This window comes from Oceanobacillus luteolus (genome assembly GCF_042678205.1).
Lineage (GTDB): Bacteria > Bacillota > Bacilli > Bacillales > Amphibacillaceae > Oceanobacillus > Oceanobacillus luteolus.
In genome coordinates, this window is the sequence record NZ_JBHUDE010000046.1 from 26,713 (window position 1) to 52,783 (window position 26,071).

Annotated in this window: 33 protein-coding genes; 20 read left to right on the forward strand and 13 right to left on the reverse strand. The window is 38.9% G+C overall.

Features of this window, described 5'->3' with window-relative positions; translation table 11 throughout:
• Nucleotides 1–41 precede the first annotated feature (41 nt).
• Nucleotides 42–326 carry a hypothetical protein gene (locus tag ACFSBH_RS10075; RefSeq protein ID WP_251512232.1) on the forward strand — a complete coding sequence of 95 codons (285 nt, stop codon included), beginning with the start codon at nucleotides 42–44 and terminating at the stop codon, nucleotides 324–326.
• 45 nt (nucleotides 327–371) lie between these two features.
• Here ACFSBH_RS10075 and ACFSBH_RS10080 read toward each other — a convergent pair whose 3' ends face one another.
• On the reverse strand, nucleotides 372–1,235 hold the full coding sequence (locus ACFSBH_RS10080) for a CvfB family protein (RefSeq protein WP_251512231.1): 864 nt from the start codon (nucleotides 1,233–1,235) through the stop codon (nucleotides 372–374).
• Between the two features lie 144 nt (nucleotides 1,236–1,379).
• Between ACFSBH_RS10080 and ACFSBH_RS10085 the strand changes: the two genes are divergently transcribed.
• Nucleotides 1,380–2,279, forward strand: coding sequence for an AEC family transporter (locus tag ACFSBH_RS10085; protein ID WP_251512230.1), 900 nt, complete (start codon nucleotides 1,380–1,382; stop codon nucleotides 2,277–2,279).
• A 44-nt stretch (nucleotides 2,280–2,323) separates the two neighbouring features.
• Here the strand turns inward: ACFSBH_RS10085 and ytaF are convergent, their stop codons facing one another.
• On the reverse strand, nucleotides 2,324–2,944 hold the full coding sequence (gene ytaF / locus ACFSBH_RS10090; RefSeq protein WP_251512229.1) for a sporulation membrane protein YtaF: 621 nt from the start codon (nucleotides 2,942–2,944) through the stop codon (nucleotides 2,324–2,326).
• Between the two features lie 198 nt (nucleotides 2,945–3,142).
• Here ytaF and ACFSBH_RS10095 point away from each other — a divergent pair, with 198 nt between their 5' ends.
• Nucleotides 3,143–4,042 carry a nuclease-related domain-containing protein gene (locus tag ACFSBH_RS10095; protein ID WP_251512228.1) on the forward strand — a complete coding sequence of 300 codons (900 nt, stop codon included), beginning with the start codon at nucleotides 3,143–3,145 and terminating at the stop codon, nucleotides 4,040–4,042.
• A 410-nt stretch (nucleotides 4,043–4,452) separates the two neighbouring features.
• Here ACFSBH_RS10095 and ACFSBH_RS10100 read toward each other — a convergent pair whose 3' ends face one another.
• Complete coding sequence (locus ACFSBH_RS10100) at nucleotides 4,453–4,713, reverse strand: hypothetical protein (RefSeq protein WP_379597343.1); 261 nt, start codon at nucleotides 4,711–4,713, stop codon at nucleotides 4,453–4,455.
• A 57-nt stretch (nucleotides 4,714–4,770) separates the two neighbouring features.
• On the opposite strand from ACFSBH_RS10100, the gene ACFSBH_RS10105 reads away from it, so the two are divergent.
• Nucleotides 4,771–5,010 carry a DUF362 domain-containing protein gene (locus ACFSBH_RS10105; protein ID WP_251512226.1) on the forward strand — a complete coding sequence of 80 codons (240 nt, stop codon included), beginning with the start codon at nucleotides 4,771–4,773 and terminating at the stop codon, nucleotides 5,008–5,010.
• A gap of 56 nt (nucleotides 5,011–5,066) precedes the next feature.
• On the opposite strand, the gene ACFSBH_RS10110 is transcribed toward ACFSBH_RS10105, so the two are convergent.
• On the reverse strand, nucleotides 5,067–5,639 hold the full coding sequence (locus tag ACFSBH_RS10110; RefSeq protein WP_379597345.1) for a cupin domain-containing protein: 573 nt from the start codon (nucleotides 5,637–5,639) through the stop codon (nucleotides 5,067–5,069).
• A gap of 138 nt (nucleotides 5,640–5,777) precedes the next feature.
• On the opposite strand from ACFSBH_RS10110, the gene ACFSBH_RS10115 reads away from it, so the two are divergent.
• Both ACFSBH_RS10115 and ACFSBH_RS10120 read left to right on the forward strand, forming a co-directional pair.
• The gene (locus ACFSBH_RS10115) at nucleotides 5,778–6,431 is read left to right on the forward strand and encodes a YczE/YyaS/YitT family protein (protein WP_251512224.1); all 654 of its coding nucleotides are present in this window, start codon (nucleotides 5,778–5,780) and stop codon (nucleotides 6,429–6,431) included.
• 41 nt (nucleotides 6,432–6,472) lie between these two features.
• Complete coding sequence (locus ACFSBH_RS10120) at nucleotides 6,473–6,889, forward strand: universal stress protein (RefSeq protein ID WP_251512223.1); 417 nt, start codon at nucleotides 6,473–6,475, stop codon at nucleotides 6,887–6,889.
• Nucleotides 6,890–6,940: 51 nt separating this feature from the next.
• On the opposite strand, the gene ACFSBH_RS10125 is transcribed toward ACFSBH_RS10120, so the two are convergent.
• Nucleotides 6,941–8,047 (reverse strand): NAD(P)/FAD-dependent oxidoreductase, encoded by a 1,107-nt coding sequence (locus ACFSBH_RS10125; protein WP_251512222.1) that lies wholly within the window; start codon nucleotides 8,045–8,047, stop codon nucleotides 6,941–6,943.
• Nucleotides 8,044–8,502: a DinB family protein gene (locus ACFSBH_RS10130; RefSeq protein WP_379597348.1), complete on the reverse strand. Its 459-nt coding sequence runs from the start codon at nucleotides 8,500–8,502 to the stop codon at nucleotides 8,044–8,046. Before ACFSBH_RS10130 ends, ACFSBH_RS10125 begins: the two co-directional genes overlap by 4 nt.
• A gap of 205 nt (nucleotides 8,503–8,707) precedes the next feature.
• Between ACFSBH_RS10130 and ACFSBH_RS10135 the strand changes: the two genes are divergently transcribed.
• On the forward strand, nucleotides 8,708–9,631 hold the full coding sequence (locus tag ACFSBH_RS10135; RefSeq protein WP_251512220.1) for a manganese-dependent inorganic pyrophosphatase: 924 nt from the start codon (nucleotides 8,708–8,710) through the stop codon (nucleotides 9,629–9,631).
• Nucleotides 9,632–10,183: 552 nt separating this feature from the next.
• Here the strand turns inward: ACFSBH_RS10135 and ACFSBH_RS10140 are convergent.
• Both ACFSBH_RS10140 and ACFSBH_RS10145 read right to left on the reverse strand, forming a co-directional pair.
• Nucleotides 10,184–10,384, reverse strand: a complete 201-nt coding sequence (locus ACFSBH_RS10140; RefSeq protein WP_251512219.1) for a cold-shock protein — start codon at nucleotides 10,382–10,384, stop codon at nucleotides 10,184–10,186.
• Nucleotides 10,385–10,567: 183 nt separating this feature from the next.
• Nucleotides 10,568–12,319 carry a SulP family inorganic anion transporter gene (locus tag ACFSBH_RS10145; RefSeq protein WP_379597349.1) on the reverse strand — a complete coding sequence of 584 codons (1,752 nt, stop codon included), beginning with the start codon at nucleotides 12,317–12,319 and terminating at the stop codon, nucleotides 10,568–10,570.
• Between the two features lie 125 nt (nucleotides 12,320–12,444).
• Between ACFSBH_RS10145 and mscL the strand changes: the two genes are divergently transcribed.
• From mscL to ACFSBH_RS10195, 10 genes are all read left to right on the forward strand, one after another.
• Nucleotides 12,445–12,813: a large conductance mechanosensitive channel protein MscL gene (mscL, locus tag ACFSBH_RS10150; protein WP_379597351.1), complete on the forward strand. Its 369-nt coding sequence runs from the start codon at nucleotides 12,445–12,447 to the stop codon at nucleotides 12,811–12,813.
• Between the two features lie 111 nt (nucleotides 12,814–12,924).
• Nucleotides 12,925–13,533, forward strand: coding sequence for a Dph6-related ATP pyrophosphatase (locus ACFSBH_RS10155; RefSeq protein ID WP_379597353.1), 609 nt, complete (start codon nucleotides 12,925–12,927; stop codon nucleotides 13,531–13,533).
• Between the two features lie 83 nt (nucleotides 13,534–13,616).
• Nucleotides 13,617–14,603 (forward strand): ABC transporter ATP-binding protein, encoded by a 987-nt coding sequence (locus ACFSBH_RS10160; protein WP_379597355.1) that lies wholly within the window; start codon nucleotides 13,617–13,619, stop codon nucleotides 14,601–14,603.
• Nucleotides 14,578–15,354 carry an ABC transporter permease gene (locus ACFSBH_RS10165; protein ID WP_251512215.1) on the forward strand — a complete coding sequence of 259 codons (777 nt, stop codon included), beginning with the start codon at nucleotides 14,578–14,580 and terminating at the stop codon, nucleotides 15,352–15,354. The genes ACFSBH_RS10160 and ACFSBH_RS10165 overlap by 26 nt, the downstream gene beginning before the upstream one ends.
• A 141-nt stretch (nucleotides 15,355–15,495) precedes the next feature.
• Nucleotides 15,496–15,879 carry a spore coat protein gene (locus ACFSBH_RS10170; RefSeq protein ID WP_379597357.1) on the forward strand — a complete coding sequence of 128 codons (384 nt, stop codon included), beginning with the start codon at nucleotides 15,496–15,498 and terminating at the stop codon, nucleotides 15,877–15,879.
• Between the two features lie 73 nt (nucleotides 15,880–15,952).
• Nucleotides 15,953–16,507: an SLOG family protein gene (locus ACFSBH_RS10175; RefSeq protein ID WP_379597447.1), complete on the forward strand. Its 555-nt coding sequence runs from the start codon at nucleotides 15,953–15,955 to the stop codon at nucleotides 16,505–16,507.
• Nucleotides 16,508–16,581: 74 nt separating this feature from the next.
• Nucleotides 16,582–16,746, forward strand: coding sequence for a hypothetical protein (locus ACFSBH_RS10180; RefSeq protein ID WP_251512212.1), 165 nt, complete (start codon nucleotides 16,582–16,584; stop codon nucleotides 16,744–16,746).
• Between the two features lie 34 nt (nucleotides 16,747–16,780).
• Complete coding sequence (locus ACFSBH_RS10185; protein WP_379597359.1) at nucleotides 16,781–17,263, forward strand: GNAT family N-acetyltransferase; 483 nt, start codon at nucleotides 16,781–16,783, stop codon at nucleotides 17,261–17,263.
• A 102-nt stretch (nucleotides 17,264–17,365) separates the two neighbouring features.
• Complete coding sequence (locus ACFSBH_RS10190) at nucleotides 17,366–19,042, forward strand: formate--tetrahydrofolate ligase (RefSeq protein WP_379597361.1); 1,677 nt, start codon at nucleotides 17,366–17,368, stop codon at nucleotides 19,040–19,042.
• Between the two features lie 12 nt (nucleotides 19,043–19,054).
• Nucleotides 19,055–19,612 carry a 5-formyltetrahydrofolate cyclo-ligase gene (locus ACFSBH_RS10195; protein WP_251512209.1) on the forward strand — a complete coding sequence of 186 codons (558 nt, stop codon included), beginning with the start codon at nucleotides 19,055–19,057 and terminating at the stop codon, nucleotides 19,610–19,612.
• A gap of 137 nt (nucleotides 19,613–19,749) precedes the next feature.
• On the opposite strand, the gene ACFSBH_RS10200 is transcribed toward ACFSBH_RS10195, so the two are convergent.
• Together ACFSBH_RS10200 and ACFSBH_RS10205 are read right to left on the reverse strand one after the other, a co-directional pair.
• Nucleotides 19,750–20,286 (reverse strand): GNAT family N-acetyltransferase, encoded by a 537-nt coding sequence (locus ACFSBH_RS10200; RefSeq protein WP_379597363.1) that lies wholly within the window; start codon nucleotides 20,284–20,286, stop codon nucleotides 19,750–19,752.
• A gap of 186 nt (nucleotides 20,287–20,472) precedes the next feature.
• Entirely contained in the window at nucleotides 20,473–21,003 is a 531-nt protein-coding gene (locus tag ACFSBH_RS10205) for a YusW family protein (RefSeq protein WP_251512207.1), read from the reverse strand.
• Between the two features lie 176 nt (nucleotides 21,004–21,179).
• Between ACFSBH_RS10205 and ACFSBH_RS10210 the strand changes: the two genes are divergently transcribed.
• On the forward strand, nucleotides 21,180–22,577 hold the full coding sequence (locus ACFSBH_RS10210; RefSeq protein ID WP_379597364.1) for an MDR family MFS transporter: 1,398 nt from the start codon (nucleotides 21,180–21,182) through the stop codon (nucleotides 22,575–22,577).
• Between the two features lie 67 nt (nucleotides 22,578–22,644).
• Here the strand turns inward: ACFSBH_RS10210 and ACFSBH_RS10215 are convergent, their stop codons facing one another.
• Both ACFSBH_RS10215 and ACFSBH_RS10220 read right to left on the reverse strand, forming a co-directional pair.
• Entirely contained in the window at nucleotides 22,645–23,199 is a 555-nt protein-coding gene (locus ACFSBH_RS10215) for a beta-class carbonic anhydrase (RefSeq protein WP_379597366.1), read from the reverse strand.
• A gap of 81 nt (nucleotides 23,200–23,280) precedes the next feature.
• Nucleotides 23,281–24,321 (reverse strand): C45 family autoproteolytic acyltransferase/hydolase, encoded by a 1,041-nt coding sequence (locus tag ACFSBH_RS10220; RefSeq protein WP_379597368.1) that lies wholly within the window; start codon nucleotides 24,319–24,321, stop codon nucleotides 23,281–23,283.
• 152 nt (nucleotides 24,322–24,473) lie between these two features.
• Between ACFSBH_RS10220 and ACFSBH_RS10225 the strand changes: the two genes are divergently transcribed.
• A complete protein-coding gene (locus tag ACFSBH_RS10225; RefSeq protein WP_379597370.1) occupies nucleotides 24,474–24,908 on the forward strand; it encodes a universal stress protein in 435 nt (144 codons plus the stop codon).
• Nucleotides 24,909–24,923: 15 nt separating this feature from the next.
• Nucleotides 24,924–25,142, forward strand: a complete 219-nt coding sequence (locus ACFSBH_RS10230; protein WP_379597372.1) for a YdbC family protein — start codon at nucleotides 24,924–24,926, stop codon at nucleotides 25,140–25,142.
• Between the two features lie 251 nt (nucleotides 25,143–25,393).
• Here ACFSBH_RS10230 and ACFSBH_RS10235 read toward each other — a convergent pair whose 3' ends face one another.
• A complete protein-coding gene (locus ACFSBH_RS10235; RefSeq protein WP_379597374.1) occupies nucleotides 25,394–26,071 on the reverse strand; it encodes an MBL fold metallo-hydrolase in 678 nt (225 codons plus the stop codon).

Here is a 26,071-nt window from a genome sequence, read left to right on the forward strand (position 1 = left end):
TAAACTATAAGAAGATACATATCATTATATGGGGTGAAAGAATGGTACAATCAGTTATTTTAATTGGGGCTATCTTAACAGCATTAGTACTTATCGTTAACCTTGCTCTATTAAAAACAAACAAGAGCTCTCGAGCATGCTATTATGCTAGTTTCTTTTTTGTTATCGTAGGTTTATTACTACTTGCGGTTGCTTCAGTAGCACCGAAAGTTGATCTCCTAGGTGCTGGATTTGGCGGCTGGGGTATTGCTTCTTTATTTGCTGCAGCAATTGGTTTTATGATTACAGCTGTTGTGGATGCATACCAAAATGTAGAACAAGCATAAATAAAAAAACATTTCCTTATGGAAATGTTTTTTTATTTCTCCAGATCAGCTCTTATCCTTCAATAAGTATGTTTTACCGTCTCTTTGCTCAACTTTACCTTCCTTCATTAACCTTCCTAACGCACGTTTAAATGCAGCTTTGCTCATATTTAATGTACCTCGGATGTCTTCTGGATCACTTTTATCGCTGAAAGGGATGACTCCATCGTTTGCTTCAAGATGAAGAATGATATCTTCCGCATCCATAGGAATGCTTTCCCGTTTAAGAGGGCGCAAGGAAACATTGATTGTACCATCCTCTTTGACATCAATGATACGTCCAGTAACAAGTTCACCTAAACGCGGTTCGCTTTTCCGTTCGGTATGGTGGATGAACCCGCGATAACCTTCCTCTGTAAAAATTTCAGTACCTTCTCTACTGGAAAAATAAACTCTTCCGGAAACCGATTTATTTAATAAATCTTCGGATGCCCCTTCGTATTGTTCGGCAATAATACTTCCATTGGCCGGTAAAGCGATGAGACGATTACGATAATCCAAACCAAGTTTTACATAAAGTTTATCACCTGGCACTGGCCAAATAGACCGGAATTTTGGCAAATCATCTGTGGAAACGAGTATTTCTTTTGCAATTCCAATATTCACGAACGCCCCAAGTTTAGGGACTACTTCTATAACTTCTGCCCAATCGTAAGTGGAGATAGTGACAGAGGGGATAATTGTTGTTGCAACGATATTTTCTTTTTTGTCATTATAAAGGAAGACCTTTACTTCTTCATTTTCTGCCAATTCTTTGTTCGTTTCATTATGATGGAGAAGAGCTTCTCCTTCACTGTTTTCCAGTACATATCCTGTTTCAATTACTCGAAGTACACGCATGTTTTGAATCGTTCCGAGCGGTAGATGCATTTTTTCACACTACTTTCTTTTTTAACTATTATTTCTCATGTTACCATAAATATTTAAATTGAAGCAGTTGGAGCTATGATTTCCTTTTAATATGATAAAATAGTGCTCAACAATGTTTTTCGAATGAGACTGGGGCGATGGAGTTTGGCTTTATTTATTCAAGTGATTGTACCGATTATGCTTGTGTTTTTATCAGGGTTCATCATTCAGCGGCTGCGTCCAATGGACGTTCGTTCGGTATCTGCGGTTACATTATACATATTATCTCCTGCTTTAATTTTTATTACCCTATATGATGCGGATTTTAACAGTGGTTTTCTTATCATCATCTTTTATATGCTACTTTTATTTGCAGTGATGGTCGTCTTAAATAAGCTGCTGGCCAAGTTGTTCAAATGGTCACCCAAAACAGAAAGTGCCTCTATTTTGGCAACAGGTTTTATGAACTCGGGCAATTATGGACTTCCGGTTGTCCTTTTTAGCGTAGGTACGGCAGCACTTCCTTATGCTGTATTTATCATGATTATTCAGAGCTTGATGAACAATTTCTTTGGAATCTACTATGCTTCCAGAGGGAAGGATGGAATGCGTACGGCTTTAATAAATGTCCTGAAAATGCCAACTACGTATGCAGCCATTCTAGGAGTCGCTTTTCAATACTTGCAAATACCGATAACTGATTCAATCCACTCCATGATTTCCGTGGTGGGAGAAGCAGCTATCCCTGTCATGATGGTAGTGCTTGGTATGCAGCTCGGATCTATGACATCTTTGAAGTTGAATTGGCAGGTTATCGCTTCAAGTGTAACGCTAAAAATGGTTGGTGCACCGATTTTTGCATACCTGTTCGTTACGATATTTAATATTGATCCTCTGTTAGGTACTGTACTGATTATTGTGTCGGCGATGCCCACTGCAGCAACGACCACGATGTATGCGATTGAATTTGATACAGAGCCAGAGTTGGTTTCCAGCATTACTTTTATCGCAACTTCAGTAAGTATTATTACCATTGCTATCGTGCTAAATCTTTTACAAATATAAAACGAAAAGCTAGAATTCTCATCCGAGCAGAGAATTCTAGCTTTTTAACTTACTAGATTAAAGAATCCGATACTAATTAAGAGGAGGGAGGGGAGGTAAGAAAAGAATTGTATATCTTCATATTTTGAAAGCAGTAAGCCAAGTTTTAAGCCAATCATGAGAAAAATCCCACTCATCATTGCTACAAACAATGCCGTTATAAAAGCTGAATAATCAAGTAGGCTGGCAGCTATCCCTGCACCGAAAGCATCTAAGGCAAGGGCCATCCCAAGTAAAATGGCTTCATGCTTCGATATTGTGCCAGATTGATCTAAATCTGCTTCATGAGGTGAACGAAGCACTTTTTTCACATCTTTAAAGACAGTCGGATTTTCTGTATCATCGAGTTTTATTTTCTTGGCTTTTATGAGGTTATACAAAGTAAATAAACCGAGTCCAATCAAGATACCAGCACCAAGATTTTCTGAGATGGCTGGAGAAATAAAATGCTTAAGTCCAGATCCGAGTGTCATCGCAATGAAAACAGTAATGCCTGAACAGAGCATGATGATGGAAACGGCTAGCAGTGGGACACGGGTTTTCTGAACTCCGTAACTAATCCCGACTCCAAGTCCATCAAGACTTACTGCAATAACTAATAATGCGAGACCAGTATAATAAAGCATTGCATCCATTCCTTTTTATATTGCTGGAGAGTACATGAGATAACGATGTGGACCTCCGCCTTGAAGTTATCTAGAGTATTGTATGAAATAAGGGGATGGATGTGCTGATTTTTTATATAGATTATTAGGGGATGATTTAATAAGATTTATGTTATTATTTATAGTAATAAATAAGGAAAGGAGGGTGTAGATAATAAATTGGAAACGGTAGGTAAACCACCATTATTGTCACTTTTTGATCATTTGAGTAAGAGGAAGATGTTATCAAACAAAGAGAACAAGTATTATCTTAATCTAAAAAAAGGCTATGAAGGTGAAGTGCAATTCCTACAGCTGTTGAAAAGATTAAAAGGCGACTTGTTAGTTTTAACGGATTTGTTGCTTGAATATAATCAAGCGACTTTTCAGATTGATTGCCTGATTATAACTCGGGATAAGATCTACTTATATGAAATTAAAAACTATGAAGGTGACTTTTATTTAGAAGCGGGTAAGTTTTATAAAAAGCCTCATTATGAAGTAATTAACCCATTGCATCAATTAAGTAGAACAGAGTCACTATTACGCCAATTACTCCTCAGTATCAACTGCACTTTAATGATTGAGTCGTTCGTCGTTTTTGTTAACCCCACTTTCACTCTTTATCAAACTCCACTAGATTCACCATTTATTTTTCCTTCTCAACTACATGAACATTTAAATATAGTCAATTTACAAGCAAAAGGAATCACAAATACCAACAGGAACCTTTCTGCAAAGTTACTAGATCTCCGTAAAGAGATATCTCCTTATATGCAACTACCAATTTATGAATACGAAGAATTGAAAAAGGGAATCTCATGCAAATCCTGTAGAAATATCTCAGTTACCTTAGTTAAAAGGACATGCGTTTGTGAAGCTTGTGGAGACAGAGAGCCAATGAGCTCTGCTATATTACGTTCAATAAGGGAATTTCAGTTATTGTTTCCAGAGAAGAGATTGACCACGAATCAAGTCTATGATTGGTGCAGGGTGGTGGATTCTAAGAAAGCGATCAGACGAGTACTCAAAGACAATTATCAAACTGTCGGAAAAAAACAGTGGACATACTATGTATAATGCAGTGACTATTAGCCCTACCTAGTATAGGAAGGGCTAATTTTTTTCTCTAATACTATTCAATATATTAAATAGGTGATTTATAGGTATGTTTAGTATATATATTCGCTTGAATGAGAAGCCTTCCAATACTTTCGGTCGTTCATAATGTATCTCATCGACCGTATTAAGAGTATCCGGATAGATTCGGTCGTTTATAGTACTAATAGTCGCCCGAATAGGAAGTGAATGGACGTTTTCGGTTATTTATACGGTTTATCAATGCCCGAATTTGGAGTCATCGAGAAGCTTCGGTCGTTTATGGTGCTTATAATCGCCCGAATAGGAATTCTATGGACGTTTTTGGTCATTAATACGTTCAATCAATGCCCGAATTTGGAGTCATCGAGAAGTTTCGGTCGTTTATGGTGCTAATAATAATCGCCCGAATAGGAAGTGAATGGACGTTTTCGGTCATTAATACGTTCAATCAATGCCCGAATGTGATTCTCTTTGAGAAGCTTCGGTCGATTATAGTGCTTATAATCGCCCGAACAAGCAGTATCCAAAAATTTTCGGTCGATAATAGCACTCATAAACACAAAGTGAATATAATTTTCTCCTGATGAATTCGTGTCTATCAATCTTCTTAGTAGCCCATCTAATTGTAATCGAATTAATTTACAATCCATAAATAAAGCCGTATCATTGATAGAGAGATATTATAGCTATAAGGAGGTTGAAATCAGGTGGCTTTTGTTATCTTAGAAGCATGTCAATCGGAGAAGGCAGCTGAATGTGTAAGCGTTTGTCCAGTTGACTGTATTGTAGAAGGTCCAGATCAGTTTTATATAGATCCAGATGTATGTATTGATTGTGCGGCTTGTAAAGCGGTATGCCCAGTTGATGCAATCGAGGAAGAATATGATTTATCGCCAGATCAAGAAATTTTCCTGCAACGTGCGGAGGAGTTTTTTGCAAATAGATAAATTCAAGTGAAGAGCCGTACGCAGTGTAAATATGCGTACGGCTTTTGTGTGTATAATTAATCTACTGCTCTGTGTTGGTTCCCGTGATGATGTTGTGCATCTTGTTTTGTACGGTGTATGGTTCCCCGTGGATGTTCTGGTGGGGCATAAATCGAGTAAAGATGGAGTGATTCCCTGCCGGTATTCGTGATATTATGCCACATTCCTGCTGGAATCAAAATCGCATCATCTTCTCGAATCCGTCGTTCGAAGGTCAAATTATTGCGGCGATTCCCCATTTGAACAACTCCGCGTCCATCTTCCACTCGTATAAATTGATCCGTATTCGGATGGATCTCTAATCCAATATCTTCCCCAGGTAATAGCCGCATAAGTGTAACCTGTAAGTGTTGACCTGTCCAAACAGCTCTGCGAAATGCCCGATTCCGTTCGGTGGCATGCTCAATATTAAATACGTAGGGCTGGTTTCCATGGTCTCCTTGTCTATCCATTTCTTCATTAGATAAAGGCGGATAATACCTGTCCTCTGTATACGGATAAGCTGGTTGTTCATAAGGATGAGGGTAAGGATAATATGGAGGATAGTAAGAATATGGATTGTAGTTAGAACCATAATACATTGTAATCATTTCCTTTCGAGTATAGTTATCGGTCTATTGTATGCAATACGTGCCTAATTTGTTTTTAACAGGTTGATTACAACAATGGCATTTTTGTCTGAATATGATATATTATTTGAAAGATAAAAATAAATGGAGGGTTGTACCTTGAAGCAGACAATCCGGTGGGTATTCTTTCTCTTAGGTATGATGATTTTCAGTATGGGGATCACTTTAGCAATCAATGTTCAACATTTAGGGGTCCACCCATGGGATGTGCTTAATGTAGCGCTTTTCGACCACTTTGGCTTATCGATTGGTTCTTGGGCGATTATTATTTCTATTCTATTGATTCTAGTTACGCTACTGATGGATAGACGCTACATAAAACTCGGCACGTTCATCAATGCTATTTTAGTAGGTGCATTTGTGGATTTATATATGTGGATGGGTTTTCTTCCGACTGCTACAAATACATGGATGGACATTATCATTATCATCACGGGGATAGTAATTATGGGATTCGGTGGAGGTATGTATAATGCCGGTGGAGTAGGTTCCGGGCCTAGGGATGGTTTTATGCTCTCCTTGTCCGATAGAACAGGCATGTCCGTTAGCCGCGTGCGGATAATAGTTGAAACGCTGGTGTTGGTAGTCGGCTTTCTGATTGGTGGTCCTGTCTTTATCTTTTCATTTATCTTTACGTTCATCCAGAGCCCGATATTCCAGTATTCCTATCAATTCTTTGGACGTATAATCAGTAAGATTGAAGGGAAAATTGATGGAAACACTCGTATGATTGCGCGGGAAAAATCAAGTTGAGTCCCTATTGATCAAAAATTTAAATTGTGTGGGGTGAACAAATGTTTAAGCGTATTTTACTTGCAGTTGACGGTTCGGAACATTCGATAAAAGCAACAGAATATTCCATTAAATTAGCACAGAAATTTGATAGTGCAATCGATGCGGTTTACGTCGTTGATGAAAGTACAGCAAAGAAAGATGCTCTTCATTCCAATAACCAATTTGAAATTGAAAGAAAGCGCAAAGAAAAAATCAGACCTATTCGCGAACGCTTGGATGAATCGAAAATAATCTTCGGGACACATATTCTTCACGGCGATCCTGGTCCAACCATAGTAAAGTTTGCCAATGAACGGGCATTTGATTGTGTCGTCATTGGGAGTAGAGGGCTTAATCAATTGCAAACCCTTATCCTCGGGAGTGTAAGCCACAAAGTTGCCAAGCGTGCAAACTGCCCCGTACTTATTATTAAATAACAAAATAAAGTTAGACGTTCGGTTGGAGTAGAACGTCTAACTTTTTAGAACCTAAAGCTGGTAATCTTCAAGGTTGATATCGGTCGATTCATGTAGAGCCATTTTAGCAAGCTGCTTGCCTAAAAATGGTCCTGCAGTCAAACCTGTAGCTCCGAGACCATTTGCATACAAGAGGCCGGTAGCAGATTTCAACTTGCCGATTACTGGAAGGAATCCTTCTGTCATTGGTCTAAAACCGACCCGAGCTTCCAGAAATATACTATCCTTCAAAGCGGGGGCTATTTCTAATGCTTTCGTTAAGATGTCGTTTATACCGAATACTGTTAAGTTAGTATCATAACCCACATTGTCTTCATGAGTCGCTCCGATGACGAATCGATGATCATCAAAGCTGAGCATGTATTGATCGTTTGGTGGCATAATGACTGGGAGATTTTCCGTATCCAATTTTTCAAAACGTACATGTAGAATTTGAGCTTTTTGCGGTTTAACCTCAAATTCTTTAAGCCCAAATGGCTCAAGCAGATCATTCATCCAAGCACCGGTTGTTGCTATCACTTGATCTGAAAAGTATTTTTCCCCGTCTACAGTTACTCCTGTAACTTGGTTACCTTCAATTAAAAGCTCCGCACTGCCGTGGATTAATTTAGTTCCATGTTTTACTGCACCACGGATCAACGCATCTCGCAGCTTACGCCCGTCAACTCGCGCAGCACCGCTTACATATAGAGCTTCATATCCATCACGTAGAAGTGGAAATTTCTCTTTCGCCATTGTTTCATCTAATAATTGGATATCTCCAATTTCAGGTGCATCTTCTCGTCGTTTGATGGCCCGCTCTTGCATGGCAATCAATTTTTTCTTATCATGGTGGATGCTGAGTGCTCCTACCCGTTTGTAACCAGTATCCAGTTCACCATCTGCTTCCAGATCTGCTATGAGCTCCGGATACATTTTTGCTCCAGCTTTCACCAGCCGATACCACGCTTTGTTTCTTCGTTGAGAAAGCCAGGGACAGATGATGCCTGCAGCTGCATCAGTAGCTTGACCATCATCCGCTCGGTCAATCAAAGTAACAGAGGTACCTTGCTTGGAAAGGAAATAGGCGGAACTTGCTCCAACAATTCCGCCGCCAATAATGATTATCTTATTTGTCATTTTTCCGCATTCACTACCTGAAGCATTGCTTTCATTTTGCCTAGATGTTCTGTCTCATGATGAGCGAGCATAATTAATAGGTCACCAAATGTTTCAATGCTGCCAAATGGAACTTTAAACGATACATTCGTTTGCCAGAAGAGGTCATCGAAGTTATTAACCCGTTCTTGTTGCTCTTGCAATTGATTTATCAATGTTTCTAATGTGGGTGCTTCTTTTGTCCACTCACTAGATTTTGTGCCTGGTCCGAAGAGTTCTGCATATTCTTCGGGAATATTATTAGATTTTTTAGGGTAACGGAACAATAATTTCTCATTGAAAGTCAGTACGTGGCCAACATGCCAGCGTAATGTATTATTGAATGGTGATGCTTGGACATCAGCAGTATCTTCCGTTAGTTCCTCTATAAAATTAAGTAATGCAGTTCTAGCTAGATTAAATTGTTTTCTAGACATATATATTTCCTCCTCTTTCATCTTGAAAGGTATTTCACAATCATACTTCCTATACTAGTTTAGCTTTTCTCTATTCGATTGTAAAATAATCCGGCGGCCAGATGCATGCCTGTCCTATAATTGAAAGAGAAAGTTTGATATGATAAAATTTGATTATATTTACATAAGTTAACTCATTCATTACATATAAAAGGAGAAGGGCATAATGGCAAAATTAGTTTTTGGACATAAGAATCCGGATACAGATACAATTTGCTCAGCAGTTGTTTACGCTGATTTGAAAGGAAAACTTGGCGAAGATGTGGAAGCGCGCAGATTAGGGGAAGTGAATCAAGAAACACAGTACGCTTTAAATTACTTTAATGTAGAAGCTCCGGCTCTACTTGAAAAAGTAGAAGATGGCACGGAAGTTGTGCTTGTTGACCATAACGAATTCCAGCAAAGTGCAGATAATATAGAAGCTGCAAAAATTGTTGAAGTGATTGATCATCACCGCATCTCAAACTTTGAAACGAAAGAACCTCTTTATTTCCGTGCAGAACCAGTTGGGTGTACCGCAACGATTCTAAATAAGATGTACAAAGAGAATAATGTGGAGCGAAGTAAAGAAGTCGCTGGTTTGTTATTATCTGCAATCATTTCTGACTCCCTATTATTAAAATCACCAACCTGCACAGAAGAAGATGTGGCAGCTGCTCGTGAATTGGCAGAAATTGCAGGAGTGGATTTGGAGACATATGGTCTTGAAATGTTAAAAGCTGGTGCGGATTTAAGTGAAAAGTCTGTTTCTGATCTGTTAACAATGGATGCGAAAGAATTTTCAATGGGCGATGCAAAAGTAGAAATTGCTCAAGTAAATACGGTTGATTTAAGTGAAATCTATGAAAAACAAGATGAAATTGAAGCGGAAATCAATCAAATTATTGAAAGTAAAAGTCTCGATCTTTTCCTATTCGTAGTAACAGATATTCTCAATAATGATTCTGAAGTGCTTGCCCTTGGAAGAGGACAGGCTAATGTAGCAACTGGATTCAATGTGGAACTGCAAAATAACCGTGCCTTACTAAAAGGTGTAGTATCTCGTAAGAAACAAATCGTTACAACATTAACTGATGAGTATGTAAAATAAAATAGACTGGGACAGAGGCAATGCTTCTGTCTCAGTTTTTTATTTCATGGAGCTTCTCACGTAATAGGGTAGCCCTGAATTCATGATTCAATTGAACGTAAGAGATTCTTACGTGCTAAGGCAGCATTAAATTCAAGCCTTAATCGAACGTGAGCGTTTCTCGCGTGCTACGGGATGCCAAATTATTGCTTCAATCAAACGTGAGAGCTTCTCACGTGCTACGAGCGCCTATATTCTATCCGTCAATCAAACGTGAGAGCTTCTCACGTGCTACGAGCGGCTAAATTCTATCCGTTAATCAAACGTGAGAGCTTCTCACGTGCTACGAGCGCCTATATTCTATCCATCAATCAAACGTGAGAGCCTCTCACATGCTACGAGCACCAAAATTCTTACGTCAATCGAACATGAGAGCTTCACAAGTGCTGCGAAAACACTAAATTCGAGTCCTGATCGAACGTGAGAAGTTGTGAAGGAATTCTTTGATATTTAAATTGGAAACAAAAAAATCTTCCTGCGGACAGGAAGATTTTTTTCGCTAATCACTAAATATTATAATTTAGTAACGTTAGCTGCTTGTGGTCCACGGCTTCCTTCTTCGATATCGAAAGAAACTTGTTGACCTTCTTCTAAAGTTTTGAAGCCTTCGCCTTGAATTGCTGAGAAGTGTACGAATACATCGTCTCCACCTTCAACTTCGATAAATCCGAAACCTTTGTCTGCGTTAAACCATTTTACTGAACCTGTGTTCATTAAAAAAACCTCCATGTGCTTGTAGCACGTTTATTACTATTTTTGTTCAAGTTACCAATTCAAGACGAAACAACACTGTGTTACTTCTATCCTTTTATTCACCGAACGAAAATAATACATTTAGTATAGCATGAGTGTGAGAGAAATGCAAATTCATATCTAAAACTTTTTAAAAATGTAGGACTAGTTCACTACACCATGTTCCGCTCTATCAGCTTGAGAGCGGAGTTGTTGACTTTCCAGATAGACTTGGCAGGTAGTCGCGCCTTTTTTGCCACAACGGGAACATTTATTTACATTGATTAGATTTAAACTGTAGTCGACAGCTTTACTTGCATCACTGAAAATGTTCTTTTCACCGATTTCTTCATATAGACCACTATTTTTAATCGTATTTAAGACGTCATCATTCATTTCTGCAAGTAAGGTCGTTCCACCAGTTTTCTTGAAATCGCGGATCAATGAGGCTAAGTTATTGCCTCCTGTTGCATCAATATAGGAAACATGCTTCATCTTCAAAATCAGCACGCTCGGTTTTTTATTGATGGATCTCGTAATCATGGATTCAAATTTGTCTGCTGCTCCAAAAAACAATGGTCCTTCAATAGTAAAGAAGGCGATCTTTGGACAAATTGACTGCAATCCTTTGGAATTTTCTTCTTCTTTTAAACGGGTAGGAATTACCTTCTCGACTCCCACCACTTCACTCATCCGTTTAACGAAAGAAAACATGGCGAGGAGCAAACCGAATTGGACGGCAACCGTTAAATTAACAAATACAGTTAACAAGAAAGTGACGGCCAAGACGAGTGAATCACTGGTTCTTAATTTAACGATATGAGCAAATGATTTATGTTCACTCATATTGATTGCGACCCGCATTAGTATTGGAGCCATACTAGCTAATGGAATATGGGATGCGAATGGCGCAAGTGCCAAAATCGTAACTAGAACGAATATCCCTTGGAACACACCGGAAAGGGGACTGACAGCACCACTTTTAATGTTGGTTGCCGTTCGGGCAATTGCTCCAGTTGCAGGAATACCACCGAAAAGTGGCGTGACAACATTGGCAAGTCCTTGCCCAATGAGTTCACGATTCGAATTATGTCTTTTGCCGGTCATTCCATCCGCTACAACCGCAGATAGTAATGATTCAATACCACCAAGCATTGCTATAACAAAAGCTGGTTGGAGCAAAGTAACAATTTTATCCCATGTTAATTCAGGAAACTGTAGAGTCGGTAGACTTTGGGAAATACCACCAAATGCTGAACCGATTGTTTCCACTTTTCCCGGAAAGAATATGTAAGCAATACATGCAGGAATGATTAATGCGACTAATAAAACGGGAACACGTGGAAAATATCTCGGTACAAGAATGAGAATAAGAACACCTAACACAGCGACTAAGATGCTGTACAAATTAAGGGTAGGGAGCCTCTCAAATATTTGGATCATCGTTTCATGGAAATATTCTTTTTTCTCCATTCCTTCTAACCCTAAAAAGTTCTCAATTTGTCCGGCGAAAATGATCACCGCTATCCCCGCAGTAAACCCAATGGTTACAGACCGGGGAATGAATTTGATTAAATTACCGAATTTAAAAAAGCCCATCAACATGAGCATAATACCGGCCATGAATCCAGCAATCAGCAGATCTTCATAGCCAAATTCCAAAACAATCGCAAGCAAGATTGGGATGAAGGCACCAGTTGGACCTGCAATTTGATATCTCGACCCTCCAAATAAAGCAACCAATATCCCTGCAATCACAGTAGTGTATAAACCGTATTCCGGTTTCACCCCTGAAGCAATTGCAAATGCCATTCCAAGAGGAATAGCGACAATCCCAACTGTAATACCCGCCATCAAATCCCGTTTTACATCATTGGCGGTTAACCCTCTGAATCGATTGTCCTTTAACAACTTCACTTCATCTCCTTATTCTACTTACTATCTATGATACCATAGAACTATTTTCGGTTTGAGAGATGTGCATTATACTGAGTTATGTTATCTTTACTAAAAGAATGACATATGAATTGGGGTTGACAAGTATGTGGAGAGAATTTAAGGAATTTGCTTTTCAAGGGAATATCATTGATCTTGCGGTAGCTGTAGTGATAGGAACAGCATTTAATGCAATTGTGTCTTCATTTGTTGAACATATTATTACACCACTTATCGGAATGCTCGCTGGCGGTATTGATTTTACCGGATTAACAATTAGCCTCGGTGATGCAGAGATAAAGTATGGAATATTTATCCAGTCGTTTGTTGACTTTTTAATCATTGCTTTTTCTATCTTTTTAGCGATTCGCTTTTTAAATAAGTTTAAACGGAAAGAAGTAGAGGAAGTGGATGCTCAGCAAGAACTGTTGACGGAGATCAGAGATTTATTGAAAGAACAAAACCAAAAAATATAAATGCAAAGAAGGTCAGAGTGGGTATGTGATTAAAGCTACCTAGTTTGGCCTTTTTAAAATGGAAACCTTTTGATTGCATCATCCGTAATGAAGACATAGGAGGGATTTGTATTGAGAACAGGGTTATCATTCAGTGGAGGAAAGGACTCGACTTTTGCTTTATACAGATTAAAGGAGCAAGGAATTTCGGCTGTTTGCCTCATTACAACAATATGGAAAGAGAATGGGGAGACTGTTGCACATGGAGAAAAATTGGAGCGCTTAAAACAACAAGCAAATCAATTAGGCATACCGCTTGAATTGGTTGTTACCGATTTTGAAAGTTATACAACAGATTATAAGCAAAAATTAATGGAGTTAAAGCATATATACAAGCTCGAAGCGATAGCTTATGGAGATATCTATCTGGAAGGGCATCGCAAGTGGGGAGAAGAGTTGGCAAAATCTGTTGACTTGAAGTCGCTGTATCCATTGTGGACGGATCAGGATAAAGCAATTCAATTGCTATATGATTTTGTCGCTTCTGGTTTCAAGAGCAGAGTGATTAAAGTGGATGAGGAAAAGCTCCCAAAGGAATGGGTTGGCCGAGAGGTGGATATGAACTTCATTCGTGATATCCAAACGTATGATGTTTGTCCCCTTGGTGAATCGGGAGAATATCATACACATGTTTATGATGGACCGATATTCTACAGTAAGTCACATCGGTCCGAAGGTTGAGATTATTTACTGCTTAGGGTTGTAGGAGGATGTAGGAGAGTATTCTAAAATAAAGTTAGATTATTTCGAAAGGGGTTAAAACGGTGGAAGCAATTGTGGAGGTACATAACCTCAATAAAACGTATAAAAAGCGAAAAACAGGGGAACTGGTCCATGCGGTGACAGATGTGTCTTTTGAAGTTTATCCTGGGGAGATACTTGGACTGCTCGGGCCTAATGGGGCAGGGAAGACAACTACAATTAAAATGATATGTGGCTTGTTGCGTCCAGACTCTGGAGCAATCACGATTAAAGGGATTGATAATAAACAGAAAAGGTTAAAGGCGCTAAAGCATATCAGTGCTGTACTAGAGGGGAACCGGAATCTGTATTGGCGTCTGACGGTTAGAGAAAATCTGGAATACTTTGCAGGAAACAGGGGAGAAAGCAAACGAGAAGTAAGAGAGAGGATTGAAGAGTTACTTGAGAACTTCCGTTTAAAAGAAAAAGAACATGAGCTTGTTAATCGTCTTTCCCGTGGAATGCAACAAAAGCTGGCTATTGCTGTGGCAATGCTTGCGGATACGGAAGTGATCTTACTGGACGAACCTACTTTAGGAATTGATGTGGAAACAAGCTATGAAATAAGGGGTATGTTAAAGGAAATAGTTAAAAAATATAGTAAAACAATTATAATCAGTTCACATGATATGGATGTTATTCAAGATATTTGTGAGCGTACTGTAATCATAAATAAAGGAAAGATCGTTATTAATGATCGGATCGAAAATTTACTGAAATTATTTGAAGTAAGGACATATAAACTTGCACTTGGAACTACATTGACAAATGAGCAACAGGATAAGTTAATTCAGATATTCCCTACCTATAAATACGAACCCGATCGCTACCAATCCTCATTAGAAGTTGATTTACTGGGAAATGAAGAGATATATGAGCTGTTTGATATATTAAAGCTAGCAAATACTCCGGTAGAGTCAATTGACAGGGAAATGGTGAATTTTGAACAGATATTTATGAAAATACTAAAGGGGGAGAAGGGAAATGGCAGCCTGGCTCAATCTTCTTAAAGCAAACTTGAAAAAGGAATACTTGGAATTAAAGCGGTATTTGCCGAATACGATTGCGATGATATTAACATTTTATATCATTTTCCTCGGTTTGTTTGGAGTCATCCAGATTGTTGGAGATCCTACCACCCAGGATGCAAATACTCAATATGTGATTGTAAACTATATTTTTTGGTTTTTAGCATTTTCAATCATTAATAGTATTGGTTATGAAATACTTAACGAGGCTATGCGAGGTACACTAGAGCAACTTTCCATGTCTCCAATGGGTATTTGGCGGATAATGGCTGTACGGTTGATATCAACAACCATTATTAATTTGATCATCGTTATTATACTGCTGCATATATCTATGGCAACAGCAGGACAGTGGTTGAATGTTGATGTTGTCACTCTTGCTCCAATTATGTTATTAACCCTTATTGGTATGTTTGGAATCAGTTTTATTATTGCGGGGATAACCATCATTGTTAAACAAATCCAAGCTTTTTTACAAATCCTCCAGTTTATATTAATGGCACTTACTTTCATTCCCATATCATTATCACCAATCATCCAGTTCTTGCCATTTGTCAAAGGGATTGATATGGTCCGTGAGGTAATGATTCATGGAGTGGGTCTTTCCCAGTTTGCAGTATATGATTTTGTTGTATTGATAGTCAATGCTCTATTTTACTTTGTTTTAGGTCTTGCTATATTTATATATTGTGAAAGAGTTGCGATGCAAAAAGGACTCTTAGCCCATTATTGATGAATAGTTAATGCAAAAAACGGACTTGCGGAATAAGGGGCATTAGCATATATTTCCTCTATAGCTGGGTACTTGCTTATACATCTCCTTGGCGGCTGTCATAGGTTAGTAGTGAATCTATAACAGAAAGGGGATAATCTTATGCGTCGTCGTCATGGACGTCACTGTGGCTGTCATGAATGTACAATTGTACACCCAACAAAGCATAATTGCGTCAATCAGTTCTCTGAAAGCACTGTAAATCATGTTCATCCATCGCACACAACAGTTATGAATCATCATTTACAAAAGAATAAACATTTCTTTCCGCACTCTACTTCAGTACAAAACACATTTAACAGTGTCGATCAATACGGAGGGTCTTTCGAAGTCCCGTCTACTCCAAACCAAGTAGCAGGAGCGTTTAGCCCTGGCTGTATGGGTCCAGGTTATGGCATGGGACCAGGGCAAGTAATGGGAGCTACTCAACCTGGTTACGGAATGCATTACGGCAAAAACTGGAATAAGCATGGGAAATGGTGTTAATATAGTAGTAGGATTAGGCTGGAACAATAACGTTTCCAGCCTATTTTTATATTGTACGCATGAGGTGAATGTAATGAAAGTACTCCATGTGACAGGCTATAAATCCTTGGAACTCGGCATCTTTAAAGAAAATGATCCGAAAGTTCATATTATCAAAACGGCTATCGAAAAAAGAATCAAACAATTTATCGAAGAAGGCTTGGAGTGGGTAATTGTATCGGGGCAAATGGGAGTTGAGCTTTGGACAGCTGAAGTTGTCCTGGACTTAAAAGAAGAATACGACATCAATTTGGCTGTGTTTCCTGCATTTGAAAATCAGGACAAGCGTTGGCCGAAAGGACTGCAGGAGAAATATCAGGAAATAATTATGGTCGCTGATTTCTACAAACCTATTTATATTGGGGATTACAAAGGACCATATCAATTTCGTGCAAAAAATCAATGGTTTGTTGAAAAAAGTGATGCAAGCTTGATCTTAATGGACGAAGAATTCCCTGGCAGTGTGAAATATTTCTATGATGCAGCAAAGAAAATATCTGAAGATTATCCGATCTATTTAATCACTCCGTTGGATCTAGATGATATTGTAGAAGAGCTGCGCATGTCCGACCCTGATTATTGGTCTTGAAAAAAAGATTGCTATAACCAAACATGGAACCGTTATAAAGAAACAAGTATAATAGAAAGGAGGAGGAAATACATATGGATTTCTTAGTGACATTAATGCAATTATTTATATATATTGTACCTTTTATTGTTCTTTATTTCGTTATTGCAGCAGCTGTTAAAAAAGGACTGGACTCCTCGGAAGTCGGAAGGGTAATTTTAGAGAAATATCATGCAGAGAGAATGAAAGATAAAAAATAATCGATATGGTTAATTTAGACGGCAAGGTGATAAAATGAGCGTACGCATCCGAAAAATGAAAAGAAGAGATGTTGCAGCCGTGCAAACTGTTGCAAAGACAAGCTGGAATGCAACCTATGCTGGGATTATTCCGGTGGATATCCAAGAGAGCTTCCTATCAAAGGCCTATAGTGATAAAATGTTACTAAAAAGGCGAAGGAAGACTTATATTTTTATAGCAGAAGTGGAAGGGAACATCGTCGGTTTTGCAAACTATTCCAAAGTACAATCGGATAAAAAGTGCCATTTACATGCAATTTACATATTACCTGAATATCAAAGTAAAGGAATTGGCAGCAGACTTTTGAATATCGGTATGGAAAAGTTGGGTGCAAAAGAAATCACACTTCATGTCGAGCGCAAAAATGAGAATGCATTGAACTTTTATAAGAAAAAAGGATTTCAAACGATTTCTGAGTTTGACGATGAATTAGATGGTCATACCTTACATACGATACGAATGGCATTAAAAAATTAACTTATTAAAAATAGGATAATGTCATTTTTTGGAAAATTTCAAAATTGAGTGTTGTTCCTATTGACTCCATAAAAAAATAAAAAGAAAAAGGAGGAATATGTTATGACATACAAAACCGATATTGAAATCGCAGAATCGGCGGAATTGGCACCAATTAAAGAAATTGCGGAGCAGGCTGGTTTTGCTGCAGAGGATTTGGAACTTTACGGGAATTATAAAGCGAAAGTGAATTTTACAGCTTTCGAAAAGATGATTGACAAACCTGATGGTAAGCTTATCCTAGTGTCTGCTATTAACCCGACTGCTGCTGGAGAAGGGAAAACGACAACATCTGTGGGGTTGGGTGACGGTTTGAACCGGATTGGAAAGAAAACGATGATTGCATTACGCGAGCCTTCCCTTGGCCCAGTCTTTGGGATGAAGGGTGGAGCAGCAGGTGGGGGATATGCCCAAGTCGTGCCGATGCAAGATATCAATCTCCATTTTACTGGTGATTTTCATGCGATCAGTGCTGCGAATAACCTTCTTGCTGCAATGTTGGATAACCATATCCACCAAGGTAATACATTAAACATTGATACGAGAAAAATCACTTGGAAAAGGGTCGTCGACATGAATGACAGACAGCTGCGTCATATTGTAATCGGCCTGAACGGAGAGAAAAATGGAACTCCGCGTGAAGATGGTTTTGATATAACCGTTGCTTCTGAAATCATGGCTATCCTTTGTCTCGCAAACAATCTCGAAGAACTGAAGGAAAAATTGAAGAATATCATTGTTGGCTATACTTATCAAGATGAGCCGGTGACTGCCGGTGAGTTGAATGCGCATGGAGCAATGGCAGCTCTCCTAAAAGACGCATTAAAGCCAAATCTCGTACAAACATTGGAAAAAACGCCTGCCTTAATCCATGGGGGCCCGTTTGCTAATATCGCTCATGGCTGTAATAGTATCATGGCAACAAAACTTGCTCTCAAATACGCTGATTATACTGTTACAGAAGCTGGTTTCGGTGCAGATCTTGGTGCAGAGAAGTTTATCGATATTAAGAGCAGAATGGCTGGAATTGCACCAGACGCAGCAGTGATTGTAGCAACTGTCCGTGCTTTGAAAATGCATGGTGGAGTGGCTAAAACGGACTTAAACAATGAAAATGTCCAAGCTGTCGAGTTAGGCTTGCCGAATCTGTTGAAACATATTGAAAATATGCAAGAAGTCTTTGGCATTCCTTCTGTTGTAGCGATTAATAAATTTCCGACAGATACGGAAGCAGAGATTAATGTCATTAAGAAAAAATGTGAGGAAATCGGAGTCCGTGTCGTTCTCTCCAACGTGTGGGCTGAAGGTGGAAAAGGTGCAGAAGAACTTGCTCATGAAGTTGTGAAGCTTTGTGAAACAGAAAGCACGCTACACCATCCGTATGATTTAGAGGATTCCATTACAGCGAAAATTGAAAAACTAGTACAGAAGGTTTATGGTGGAAAAGGAATTGAACTATCCAAAGAAGCGGAACGTGAAATTGCTCGTCTAGAGAACTTAGGTTATGGCAAATTACCAGTTTGTATGGCAAAAACACAATATTCCCTTTCTGATGATCCAAGCTTGTTAGGTGCGCCAGAGAATTTTGATATCACCATTCAAAAGGTGAAAGTATCAGCTGGAGCAGGATTCCTTGTTGCTCTTACAGGTAGAGTGATGACGATGCCAGGATTACCGAAGAAGCCGGCAGCAGAAAATATTGATGTTACTCCTGAAGGTAATATTATCGGATTATTCTAAGGGGGGACTGCAATGGATAAGAAAGCCTTAAGAAAGCAGGCAAAAGATATATTAACTGGAATGGATGACAACACAAGGTCGAAAATAGGTGGACAATTAGTCGAACATTTGACTTCATCAAATTTCTGGAAGCAGGCGGATACAATTGGAATCACTGTTTCAGGCGGTTTTGAATGGGATACAGAACCAATCATCCGTAAAGGATGGCTAGATGGAAAAACGATTGTTGTTCCTAAATGTATTCCAGATGCGAAGAAGCTTGATTTTTACCAGTTGGAGAATTTCGATCAATTGGAAGAAAGTTTCTTTAACCTGATGGAACCGAATCCCGATAAAACCACAAAGGTAGAAAAAGATGTCATTGACTTAATCATTGTCCCGGGTCTTTTATATGACAAAAGAGGTTATCGAGTTGGCTTTGGTGGTGGATATTATGATCGATTCCTTGCAGACTTTTCAAGGGATACAGTCTCTATCCTTTATTCTGGACAGTTGATGGAAGAACTGCCAAATGAAGCGTTTGACGTTCCAGTTAAACATTTGATCACTGAAAATGGCTTTATTAAATAGAAGATGAATATGAATTCTAAACAGCGTGGCACCGAGATAAGGTGTCACGCTGTTTAGTGGTTATAGAAATAATCTAGTGAAGAATACATTGACTACATTTTCCTGGTTCAATAACCTACTAAATTGAAAACTCTAATCTACTGTCCCGGGTAAACCATCAACCAGCAATCTTGAAATTTACCTTCATGCCATTCATGTTCCGGCAAAAGTTTAACTTTTTTAAATCCTGCTTTTTCATAACAACGTAGTGCTCGAGGATTTCTAAGCTGTGGATCCATGTAAACTTGCTCAGCTTTACGTACAGAAATGAGGTAGTCAGCAATCAAGGAGACGAGTTCGGTCCCAATTCCTTTATTCCAGTAAGAGGGTTCACCAATGAACTGGTCCATCCCATAGAAATCATTTCCGGAAATTCCGTATATCTTTTGCGTATCTGCATCCAAAGGATAGATTTGGATGTAGCCGATTGTTTCAGATTGATATTCAATGATGCACCTTTCTATATGATCCTTCACATTGATAAATTCAAAATTAACAGCTTCCAAATCATACGGCTTGTCTCTGCCCTCATAGTATTCAAGCACTCTTGGATCACGGAGCCATTTTACCAGCAGATGCTGGTCACTTTCCTCGACATGACGAATCAACCAATCCCCATTTTTAAAAATAATCATTTCCTCACCCCTGTACAAATATACCATAAAAAATAAGCCCTAAAAGAAGGGCATATTTAGTAAGAGGAAAAGTTTAACCCCACTATACCGGAAACAAGTCCAATGCAAGTGGGGTTAGGCTTTACGTAATATATTCAACTAGTATCCAGGCGGGGAGTTTATGGCCTCATCTGAATGCTTTTTAATTTATCTTCTATATTCTTTTTCAGTACCATTGGCATATTCAATTTCGAGGTCTACTTTGGCAGCGTCTTCTGGAATGTTAAATGCCTCAAGTACTTCGCTGAGTACTTCTTCATCCGATGAGTTTTCATCAAATTGAAAGGCTGTAAAGATACTGTCTAATTCATCCATCGCTTCGTTTCCGCTTAGGTTAATATTTTCTGGTTTATTCTCGTAAGACGCTTCGATTTCATTGTCGTCGCGGTCATCATCGTAATCTACATCGATGGCATCATCGTCATTTTCAATATCAACTTCTAAGTCGAAGCTTCTAAATATATAATTTGAATCCGTCGCAGCAGAATCATTGTTATCATTTGTATTCGTATCGTCCGTTGCATTATTATCCGTATTCTCTTCGGTAGTTGTATCTGTTTCTTCGTTTGTAGCTGTATCGTTGTTTTGTGGTTGTTCTGTCACTTCATCGTTGTCCCCGCATGCAGCAAGGATTCCAATTAAGGTTGTAATGGTAAGTAGCATAAGTATTTTTTTCATAGTGTTAACTCCTTTTTTGTAGTGATATTTATAACGTATCCAAAAATGGGGGATAGTAAACTACATTCACTAATACATTCTAAAATAAAACTTAAAAATTGTTAAGCATGTAAAGTAATGGTAGAATTATGAGTTACTCGTAAGTATCAATAGTTATAAGGAAGAAGGAAATAAACATGGGAGATCGTCATATGCCAGAAGATAGTAATGGGAAGGAATTCAACCGTATTCCATTAGTTATCGTGCTTATATCTGGTGCGTTTGTAGCAATACTGAATCAAACATTACTTGGTACAGCATTACCTAAAATAATGACCGACTTAAACTTGACCGAAAATACAGTCCAATGGCTGCAGTCGGTCTTTATGCTTGTAAACGGGATTATGATACCAATTACAGCATTTCTTATTGGTCGATTTACCACTAGAAGACTCTTTTTAACTGCAATGGTTTTATTCTCATTAGGAACTCTTACAGCAGCTGTATCACCTAACTTTGAATTATTACTAGCAGGGAGGGTCTTACAGGCTTCAGGTGCAGGGATTATGATGCCGCTGATGCAAACCATTCTGATGCTCATCTACCCAATAGAAAAACGTGGTTCAGCGATGGGGATGTTTGGTCTTGTCATAGCATTTGCTCCGGCGATTGGTCCGTCTCTTGCGGGTTATATTGTTGAAGCAGGATCCTGGCGCTGGCTATTTTGGATGATCCTGCCGATCGCGATCATTGATATCATCCTCGCATATTTTGTGTTAAAAAATGTTACGAAACTGACAAATCCGAAATTGGATGTTTTATCCATTATTCTTTCAACTTTTGGTTTTGGTGGAATCCTTTATGCGTTCAGTATGGCTGGAAGCGCAGGATGGGGAAGTGCAGAGGTCATTCTCGGATTTCTAATCGGTACGATTACACTCATCTGGTTCATCACTCGTCAATTTAAATTAAAACAACCGATTTTAGAGTTTCGGGTGATGAAGTATAAAATGTTTACCATTACGACCATTATCGGTATGATTACATTTATTGCAGTGATTGGAGCGGCAATAATCTTACCACTGTATATGCAGACGATGCTCGGGTTTTCAGCTTTCGAATCAGGACTTGCACTACTTGCCGGTGCAGTTATCCAAGGAATCTTAAATCCAATCACAGGTAGACTTTTTGACAGGTTCGGTGCAAAATGGCTGTCCATTACAGGAATGTTTATTTTAACTGTTTCGACATTCATGTTTGCCGTCCTTACCCCAGAGACGTCATTTGTCTATATTTCCGTTGTCCATGCTTTACGGATGGCTAGTATTTCCATGGTCATGATGCCGGTAACTACAGCAGGGCTGAACGTACTGCCGACTGAATTGATATCTCATGGAGCAGCCGTTAACAACACGCTCCGACAAGTATCAGGTTCGATTGGTACGGCGTTGCCGATTACTATTATGACTACTTTTACGATTCCAGAAAAGGGGATTGAGGGAATGATTCGTGGGGTGAATATATCCTTCGTATTTGCAGGAGCTATTGCTTTGCTGGGGCTCATCCTCTCGTTTTATATTAGAGATCGGAAATAAAAAAATGTCAGGGCTTATAAGCCCTGATATTTTTTATTACTCGAAGGAATGTTTCAGCCTTAGAGGTTTATTCGTCTTTCGTAACGACATCCACTTTCCCGGTTTCCGGGTCAATTACTAGACCATGAACCTTGATACCTTCAGGTAATAGAGGATGTTTGCGGATGATGCCGACGCTTTGCATAATTGATTCCTCGACAGTGGTAAAACCGTGGAATTCCTCGTCTAAATGAATACCGCTATTTTCTAATGTTTCGATGCGATCGAGACTGATGCCACGATCAAGCATACTTTGTTTTAACGCATCTATATCGACATCGGACATCCCGCAATCATGATGTCCAATGACGACAACTTCCTCAGCTTTTAGTTTATACACTGCCACGAGAATGCTTTTCGTAATACTATCGAATGGCTTACGGATAATCGCTCCTGCATTTTTCACTATTTTAGCATCACCATTTTGCAGGTTTAATGCTCGGTGTAATAACTCCAGTAATCTTGACTCCATGCAAGTGAATATCACCATTTTTTTATTCGGAAATTTATCTGTCCGATAGGCCTCATAACTTTTATCTGCTACAAATTTTTCATTAAAATCTAGTAAATCTTGTAAGCTCATGTTATTCTCCTTTTCCTTTGTTGTTTTATAAAATATATCATATAAACGGTGATAAAGAATAGTGAGAAATGCTCTATTTAGTTATCGGTTTATAAATCCGTTGGTTGCTTCAAGTTCTCCCTTGATTTGTTTGACGTTTAGATTTATTCCGTTAAGCCATTTATTGAAATCGATAATGAATGGCTTGCGGTCTCCTCCAAGTGCAATCCAAGCATGCAAGTTTATAGGAGTATATGCAGCTGTGTGGATTGTACCAGCCCACGCCCCATATTTTTTCGAGAATACACCTTTGTCTGTATCATTTAATACCTTGTATGCATCATACATATTTCCAATAGTGCTTTGCTGCTTCTCAATCTCGTGGTACCGACGTAATGAATCATCCATTCGAAAGCGGTTTTCTTTCGTCAAGTTCTCAAAATGATTCGTGCAAACAGTTCCATCCCTTACCAGTACTTCAGTGGCGGAAGCCTCCACTACTACGTTTCTACCGGTGATATCCACAAGTGAATAGGTAAAGGAGTGTCTATGAGGAATCTCCTCTAATAGTTTAATTGCTTCATCAACAGTTGCACATTTTTCAAGTACGAGCCGCCCTATCATATTACATACAAATCCATCGTCAGATCGCAGCCGATTCACGAAATTATATCCAACCGCAAGCCCTTTTTCGTTGAGGCCATCCGTTCGGCCTGTAATCTGCATGGAAGGCCCTAGCGTTGCATAGCCACCATCTCTAGGTGCATATAATACATAACGCCCCTCATAGGTAATTGGGTCATTATCATAATTCCGTATCATATAGTCATTTCCCATTAAGATGGAACAGCCGCTTTTACCGTATTCAAAATAATAGCCCCCAAATTCACGGATTGCTTCTTTTATACTCATATCGAATCCATCTGCAAGGCCCATCAGCTCTTCCCAAATTTCTGGACTAAAATGTTCAAAGATTGCTTTGATTTTTCCTTCATTGACGATGAAATGCCGGGAAGTTCGCTTATCCCACTGTCTTTTTCGGGCGGTAAGAATGGGGGAGTGTTGCAGTAATTTTGCTTGATGGATTCCGAATTCATAATGACTCCCTCGGAATTGGACGATATCGCTAACAACCTGTTTCATGATGATCCCTCATTTATTTGTCAATTTGACCATACATTTACTCAGAAGCATACTAGAATCTTTAATAAGAAGGAAACAAATTGCTCTACCTTCATTTGTGGAAAGGATTCGTTGTTGGTAAAATATAAAGGAAGAGTAAGGGAGATGAAGAGATGGTGCGCAAAATCCTTGTTGCCTATGACGGTTCTGAATTAAGTAAGAAAGCAATTGAAGAAGCAAAAATTCAGGCAAAAACAGTTAAGGATGCGAAGATTTATGTTGTTACAGTAGTGACCCTGGGGATATCAAGTAATACTACTGCAGTGGCTGGAAACTTATCCATGAAGGATGCGGAAATACTTTATCCTCGTTTAGAAAATATAAAAGAGGAGCTGCAAGCTTCAGGTCAGATAGTAGAGACTGAGATTATTACAGACTTTTCACAGAAGAACCCAGCCGTAGCATTATGTGATTTTGCGGAAGAGAATGATATTAACATGATTATTGTAGGTCACCGCGGCCTAAGTAATTTACAAAAGCTGTTTCTTGGTAGTGTAAGCGGGACAATTGTACAACGGGCAAAGTGCCAAGTATTAATCATCAAATAGAATGGAGTGATAGTCGTGGCAGGAATCCAATATGAAATTATGGAGACCATTGCAGTTATATCAGAATCTCCAAAAGGTTGGACGAAGGAATTGAACTTGATCAGCTGGAATGGTCGGGAGCCAAAGTATGATTTAAGAGATTGGGCTCCAGATCATGAAAAGATGGGGAAAGGCATCACGCTGACAAAAGAAGAAGTGCTTCAACTGAAAAAATCTCTTGAAAACTTCAGTTAGAGAATTGCGCTCTGTATGTTTCATTTACAAACAAAACGCCACTTGAGAGAAGATTTATACAGATGTTCTTCTGATGTCCGCAGTCCCGGTCCACCTTCGCTTTCCGCGAAAAGCGAAGGTGGGCGGGGTGCGGAATTTAAAGAGAAAGTTGTAAAATTATATCATTTGTTTTGTTCGGATCTTAAGATATAAAAATAGTTTTATCTCAGACTCATTTAATATAATCTGAGCATGGATGATAACATTTTCCCTCAATAATCTTTTTTCTCCATCTTCTTACGATAATCCGTGTATTGATTGGCGGGATGTGTAATAGCATCTCCATGACATACTTCGAGCTTTACTGGGTTTAGCTCTGGAATTATTGTGCTGCTTTCCACTGCTTGCACCATATCTGCTGTAAACACGGACATAGGACCCCTCAATTTTCCTTTTTTCGTCGTAAATAGATCTCCTGCAAGTAAGACACGGTCTACTTCATGATAGTAAACGACGTGACCAGGAGAGTGGCCTGGAGTATGGTAAGGTTTTAAGTTACCAATAGGAAGCAGCACACCATTTTCATCTTCTTCGAGGGGGTGGAGAAGTTCTTTTGGAAGTAGTTGTTGGGCTTTGTTTCTTCGAGGATAGGGCAGCTCTCCTTCCGTATATGGTATTTCAATTTGATGTGCATATACAGGAACATCATATGTCTTGGTAATTTTCTTAATGGCTCCAACATGGTCAGCATGGCCGTGTGTCAAGAGGATTCGTTTTAATGGTCCAGCATTTAATGACTCAATTTGTTTTATGATTGTATTACTCATGATGGAAATGCCCGCATCAACAAGGGTTACTCCATCTTTATCTACTACAAGCCATACATGAATAGGGAAGCCTACCCAAATTTTTACACTCCAGATATGTTCAGAAACCTTTTTCACTTTCAT

Excerpts from the sequence above, each read along its gene's own strand:
- ACFSBH_RS10140 (WP_251512219.1), bottom strand. The coding sequence starts at position 10,384 with ATGAACACAGGTTCAGTAAAATGGTTTAACGCAGACAAAGGTTTCGGA.
- ACFSBH_RS10080 (WP_251512231.1), bottom strand. The coding sequence starts at position 1,235 with ATGCATCTACCGCTCGGAACGATTCAAAACATGCGTGTACTTCGAGTA.
- ACFSBH_RS10185 (WP_379597359.1), top strand. The coding sequence starts at position 16,781 with ATGAGCGTACGCATCCGAAAAATGAAAAGAAGAGATGTTGCAGCCGTG.
- ACFSBH_RS10120 (WP_251512223.1), top strand. The coding sequence starts at position 6,473 with ATGTTTAAGCGTATTTTACTTGCAGTTGACGGTTCGGAACATTCGATA.
- ACFSBH_RS10190 (WP_379597361.1), top strand. The coding sequence starts at position 17,366 with ATGACATACAAAACCGATATTGAAATCGCAGAATCGGCGGAATTGGCA.
- ACFSBH_RS10205 (WP_251512207.1), bottom strand. The coding sequence starts at position 21,003 with ATGAAAAAAATACTTATGCTACTTACCATTACAACCTTAATTGGAATC.
- ACFSBH_RS10195 (WP_251512209.1), top strand. The coding sequence starts at position 19,055 with ATGGATAAGAAAGCCTTAAGAAAGCAGGCAAAAGATATATTAACTGGA.
- ACFSBH_RS10225 (WP_379597370.1), top strand. The coding sequence starts at position 24,474 with ATGGTGCGCAAAATCCTTGTTGCCTATGACGGTTCTGAATTAAGTAAG.
- ACFSBH_RS10075 (WP_251512232.1), top strand. The coding sequence starts at position 42 with ATGGTACAATCAGTTATTTTAATTGGGGCTATCTTAACAGCATTAGTA.
- ACFSBH_RS10220 (WP_379597368.1), bottom strand. The coding sequence starts at position 24,321 with ATGAAACAGGTTGTTAGCGATATCGTCCAATTCCGAGGGAGTCATTAT.
- ACFSBH_RS10215 (WP_379597366.1), bottom strand. The coding sequence starts at position 23,199 with ATGAGCTTACAAGATTTACTAGATTTTAATGAAAAATTTGTAGCAGAT.
- ACFSBH_RS10170 (WP_379597357.1), top strand. The coding sequence starts at position 15,496 with ATGCGTCGTCGTCATGGACGTCACTGTGGCTGTCATGAATGTACAATT.
- ytaF (WP_251512229.1), bottom strand. The coding sequence starts at position 2,944 with ATGCTTTATTATACTGGTCTCGCATTATTAGTTATTGCAGTAAGTCTT.
- ACFSBH_RS10165 (WP_251512215.1), top strand. The coding sequence starts at position 14,578 with ATGGCAGCCTGGCTCAATCTTCTTAAAGCAAACTTGAAAAAGGAATAC.
- ACFSBH_RS10180 (WP_251512212.1), top strand. The coding sequence starts at position 16,582 with ATGGATTTCTTAGTGACATTAATGCAATTATTTATATATATTGTACCT.
- ACFSBH_RS10135 (WP_251512220.1), top strand. The coding sequence starts at position 8,708 with ATGGCAAAATTAGTTTTTGGACATAAGAATCCGGATACAGATACAATT.
- ACFSBH_RS10100 (WP_379597343.1), bottom strand. The coding sequence starts at position 4,713 with ATGGATTGTAAATTAATTCGATTACAATTAGATGGGCTACTAAGAAGA.
- ACFSBH_RS10110 (WP_379597345.1), bottom strand. The coding sequence starts at position 5,639 with ATGATTACAATGTATTATGGTTCTAACTACAATCCATATTCTTACTAT.
- ACFSBH_RS10175 (WP_379597447.1), top strand. The coding sequence starts at position 15,953 with ATGAAAGTACTCCATGTGACAGGCTATAAATCCTTGGAACTCGGCATC.
- ACFSBH_RS10130 (WP_379597348.1), bottom strand. The coding sequence starts at position 8,502 with ATGTCTAGAAAACAATTTAATCTAGCTAGAACTGCATTACTTAATTTT.
- ACFSBH_RS10235 (WP_379597374.1), bottom strand. The coding sequence starts at position 26,071 with ATGAAAGTGAAAAAGGTTTCTGAACATATCTGGAGTGTAAAAATTTGG.
- ACFSBH_RS10200 (WP_379597363.1), bottom strand. The coding sequence starts at position 20,286 with ATGATTATTTTTAAAAATGGGGATTGGTTGATTCGTCATGTCGAGGAA.
- ACFSBH_RS10210 (WP_379597364.1), top strand. The coding sequence starts at position 21,180 with ATGGGAGATCGTCATATGCCAGAAGATAGTAATGGGAAGGAATTCAAC.
- mscL (WP_379597351.1), top strand. The coding sequence starts at position 12,445 with ATGTGGAGAGAATTTAAGGAATTTGCTTTTCAAGGGAATATCATTGAT.
- ACFSBH_RS10125 (WP_251512222.1), bottom strand. The coding sequence starts at position 8,047 with ATGACAAATAAGATAATCATTATTGGCGGCGGAATTGTTGGAGCAAGT.